This window comes from Campylobacter concisus (genome assembly GCF_002913865.1).
GTDB classification, from domain to species: Bacteria; Campylobacterota; Campylobacteria; order Campylobacterales; family Campylobacteraceae; genus Campylobacter_A; species Campylobacter_A concisus_AM.
Genome location: NZ_POYX01000081.1, coordinates 1 through 4,587, shown reverse-complemented (window position 1 = coordinate 4,587; position 4,587 = coordinate 1). Strand labels below are relative to the sequence as shown.

Annotated in this window: 4 protein-coding genes and 1 pseudogene; all 5 read right to left on the bottom strand. The window is 38.5% G+C overall.

Going from position 1 to position 4,587, the window contains the following annotated elements; genetic code table 11:
* Window positions 1-280: pseudogene (locus CYP77_RS05240) on the bottom strand (response regulator transcription factor); the annotation flags it as partial.
* A gap of 17 nt (window positions 281-297) precedes the next feature.
* Window positions 298-795, bottom strand: a complete 498-nt coding sequence (locus CYP77_RS05235; protein WP_103567738.1) for a DUF5416 family protein — start codon at window positions 793-795, stop codon at window positions 298-300.
* Window positions 795-2,261: an HlyD family type I secretion periplasmic adaptor subunit gene (locus tag CYP77_RS05230; protein ID WP_012001499.1), complete on the bottom strand. Its 1,467-nt coding sequence runs from the start codon at window positions 2,259-2,261 to the stop codon at window positions 795-797. The genes CYP77_RS05235 and CYP77_RS05230 overlap by 1 nt, the downstream gene beginning before the upstream one ends.
* Before the next feature lie 2 nt (window positions 2,262-2,263).
* On the bottom strand, window positions 2,264-4,402 hold the full coding sequence (locus CYP77_RS05225) for a type I secretion system permease/ATPase (RefSeq protein WP_021085509.1): 2,139 nt from the start codon (window positions 4,400-4,402) through the stop codon (window positions 2,264-2,266).
* Between the two features lie 3 nt (window positions 4,403-4,405).
* A partial coding sequence (locus CYP77_RS05220) for an EAL domain-containing protein (RefSeq protein ID WP_141090835.1) occupies window positions 4,406-4,587 on the bottom strand: 182 nt, incomplete at its 5' end.

Sequence of the window (4,587 nt, the reverse complement as noted above, 5' to 3'; positions counted from 1 at the left end):
CTTTGACGCCAAGAGCTAGCAGATGTTTGCCTTCACTAAATTTTGGTTCGTTTGCAAGGATTAGACATTTTATATTTGGAAAACTTTCATGAATGGTTTTAATATTTTCATCAAGGCTATCTTTAAAAGCGTTTGTATCGATACCGACGATATCAACCTCGTCGTTTAAATTTGCAAAAAAATCTTTTTTATTGTGAGTAAATTTCACATCTTCATCTGAAAAATACCCTCGCCAAAGATTATTAAGCGAACCATTTTGAGTAAAAAAAACCACATTCATAACCATATTTCCTTATATCACATATAGGTTTGCTCGTAAATTTTTGACTCATTTACGAAAACGATCAAGTAGCGCTCCTTGCCACTATTTGCCTCAAATTTATAGCTAAAAGTGGATAAGAATTTCTCAACCACTTCTTTGCCTTCTTTTAAAAAGATACTCATCTCAAAACAACCATTTGATATAGCATATCTATATGGCACACTAAGAGATAGTAAATTTAGATCAAAGTCTAAGCTATCGCTACTTTCATCGTAGCCGCTAATAGATATCTTAATGCTCTTTATAAGCTCATCTTTAATCTCCACGCCAGATAAATTTATACAATTTTCTCTTTTTAAATTTATCATCTCATCAAAGCTTTTTTCACAGTCTTTAAAGAGAAATTTAACGATCCCTCTTCCGATTAGATCGCATATTTTGCCATCATTTACAATGACAAATTCATCAGCCAACTTCGCTCTTGAAATTTGATATTCGCTAAAATTTCGCTCAAAGCTAGCTGACTTTTGCATTATCGCTCCGTTAAAGCATTTTGTTTTGCTTTTAAGATAGGTTTTAGCAGATAGTCAAGTATCGTCTTTTTACCAGTGATGATATCAGCTGAAACTATCATACCAACCTTGATCCTAAGTGGCTTCTCTTCGCTACCAAGATAGTTTTTCTCAGTTTCTATCCTGACGAGATAGTAGCTCTCGCCTGTTTTTTCATTTGTCTCGGTATCGGCACTGATCTGCGTTACTTTACCTTTTAAGCCGCCATAAATACTAAAATCATACGCCGTAAATTTAACCATCGTATCAAGTCCAGGTCTTAAGAACGCAACATCGGCTGGCTTAACCTTTACCTCAGCGATGAGTTTATCTTCTAGTGGGACGATCTCTGCGATATTTTCACCTGGCTTGATGACGCCAGAGACTGTATGCACCATCATCTTACTAACGATACCATTTACTGGAGATCTTACATAAGTTCTTTCAACCCTGTCGCTTAGGCTGATTTGCGACTCGTTTATCCTTGCGATCTCAGCAGAGACTTCGTTTAGCTCTTTTTTTGCATTATTTTTAAACGCCAGCTTTGCCTCTTCTATCTTATTTTTCGCCTCTTTTATGGTTGATTCGACCCTTGGCACGGCAAGCACAGATGCGTCAAGCTCGCCCTTTAGGTCATTTACACGTCTTTGAAGCTGGATATACTCGACCTCACTAACAAGACCTTTTTTAAAGATAGGCTCCATGATCGCTTTTTCTTTTAAGACAAGGTTGTAGCTATTTTGAGTTTGAGAAATTTTGTTTCTAAGCTCGGTTAGCTCACTTTGGCGCTGGTGAATTTGCTCTGTCAAAATTCCTATTTGCTCATTTAAGTGATCGATGTTTGAGTTATGCAAGCTTATCTCGTATCTTACAGCTTTGCTATTGTTCGCATCTCTTGTTTCGTTGTAGTCAAATTCTTTATCATTTGCTTCAGCATCAAGCCTCATAAATTTAGCCTGAAGCTCATCAAGTCTTAGCTTTGACTCGCCGTAGCTACTTGTAAAGTTTTTGTTATCAAGCCTGATTAGAATTTGATCTTTTTTAACCTCATCGCCCTCTTTTACAAAAATTTGATCTACGATACCACCCTCAAGGTTTTGTATCGCTTGGTTTTTACCTGATGGGATGATCTTGCCGCTACCTCTTGTTATCTCATCTATCTGTGCCCATGAAGCCCACAAAAGCAGCCAAAATACAGTTATGCTAACTGCATAAAGTATCTTTTTTGAGGTTGATGGAGCCTTTGCCAAAACCGCTTCTGAGAGGCTTGACATAAATTTTAAGTCATAGGCATCGTAGTTTTTGGCTTGGATGTTTGACTTGATGCCATCTACGCTATTTAAAATTTGATCTCCAGCGCTCTCTTGATCTTTTATGTCGCTTTTTTGAACCGGCTTTTCGTCTGGCTTTAAATTTTCATTTTGTTGATTTTTTATATCTTCTTGCATAATCACTTCCCACTAAGTCTAGCTAAAACTTCGTCTCTTGGACCATCTAGTAAAATTTTGCCGTTGTCCATCACTATGAGCCTATCAACAAGATCGAGCATCGATGTTCTGTGAGTCACTAAAATCATGGTTTTATTTACGGTATTTACCTTTAAATTTGCTTTTAGCTTGCTTTCAACTGTATTATCAAGCGAATTTGTAGGCTCGTCAAGCAAGATGATAGGACTATCAAGCAAAAATGCCCTAGCCACGGCTATACTTTGACGCTGACCGCCACTGATGCCATCACCTCTTTCAAAGACAGGCATATCAAAACCAAGCGGGTGAGCATTGACATATTCATCGACGCCACTTACCTTAGCCGCCTTAATGATCTGCATATCATCTACATAAGGAGCTTTTTGAACGATATTTTCTCTAACCGTTCCTTTAAATAGCACAACATCTTGTGGCACGTAGCCGATATTTCTTCTAAGGTCAGCTGGGTCTATTTGATTTATATCGATACCATCAATTAGCACTGAGCCCTCAGTAGGTGCGTAAAGACCTAGGATTATCTTTTGTAAGGTTGTCTTACCAGAACCATTTCTACCGATGATGCCTACTTTCTCACCCGGCTGAATGACAAAATTTATCCTATCAAGTGAGCCTTTTGTGGTGTCTGGATAAGTAAAGCTAACGTTTTTAAACTCTATCTTGCCATCAAAAGAATTTCTTCTAACAAATTTCTTGCCCTCAGGTCTTTCAACTGGCATCTGCATGATCTTGCTAAGGCTTTGATAAGCTGTCTTTGTCTGCTCGAAATTTGCAGCTAGTGAGGCTACTTGACCCATAGGGGCGATCGCACGAGAACTAAGCATAACAGCAGCGATCAAACCACCCATAGTAAGGTGCGTATCTTGTATCATATAAACGCCAAGAACGATGATAGCGATAGTGTTTAGTTGTACCAAAAATGACGTGACAGTCGTGATCGAAGTAGTGATTATTTTTGATTTGATACTTCTATTTGCTATCTCGCCAGTCGCCTCTTCCCAGTTCCACTGCACATGGCCGCTAGCACCAAGAGTTTTAATGGTCTCTAAGCTGCTAAGGCTCTCTATCAAAATTCCATTTTTCATAGCTGAAGCCTCAAATGTGCTTTTAATCGCGTTTTGAAGCGGATCTTTTATGAAAAATGTGTAGCACAAAATAGCTATCATGATAACAATAGGCACAAGCACAAGGTAGCTTCCTATAAAGTAGGTAACTATCAAGAAAATTAACGCAAATGGCAGATCCACAATGGCAGCAAGCGACGCAGATGAGAAGAAATTTCTAACTGTGTCAAATTCTTTCAAATTGCTAGCAAATGAACCAACCGACTTTGGCTTATTGCTAAATTTCATATCCATGACGCGCTCAAAGAGGATCGAGCTCATAATGATATCGCTCTTCTTGCCTGCGATCTCAAGAAAATATGAACGAACAAATTTTAAAAATAGATCGATGCCATAAACGACGCTTACGCCAAGTGCTAGAACCCAAAGTGTCTCAACTGCGTTATTTGGCACGACGCGGTCATAGACATTCATCGTAAAGAGCGGGCTTGCAAGGACAAATAAGTTTATGATAAAGCTTGCTATCACGACGTCAAAGTAAATTTTCTTAGAGCGCTTTAAAGTGCCCCAAAACCAGTGGTCATTACCAGCGTCGATAAGCTTTGTCGAGCTTGTATCTTCTGGGACAAATTCACGTTTTAGGTAGTAAGCATAGCCTAGATACTCATCTTTTAGCTTGCTTGTTTCTATCGTGCTAGTACCAGTTGAAAGATCAGGCGTGATGATGTTTGCCATCTTCTTGTCTTCACTGAAAGATTGTAAGATGCAAGCTTTTTTACCTCTAAGCATCAAAATGCAAGGCAAAACTAAAGGCGAAATTTGATCAAGGTCTTTTCTAACAAGCGTCGATGCAAAGCCAGCACGTGAAGCTGCGCGAGAAAATAAAGACTTCGAGCTCTTTAGTGAAAAAAGCTCGATCTCTTCGCCATCTTTTACAGGCAGACCGATAGTCAAAGCATCGGCACTATATGGGTTGTTATGAAGTTTGGTAAAGATCACCAAACATTGAAGCAGTTCGTCTTTTATCTTATCGCTATGCATCTATTATCCAATATTTTTGATTTCATCTATGTAAATTCCTTGCATATTTTTAATGCCAAGCTCAATTAGCTTACTCTTTTGCTCTTCACTCTCAACACCAATCGCGATCAAAATGATATCTTTTGAGCTAAGCACAACATCTAGTGATTGTTTTGTATTTGCCCCTGATTTATCACTTAAAAAGT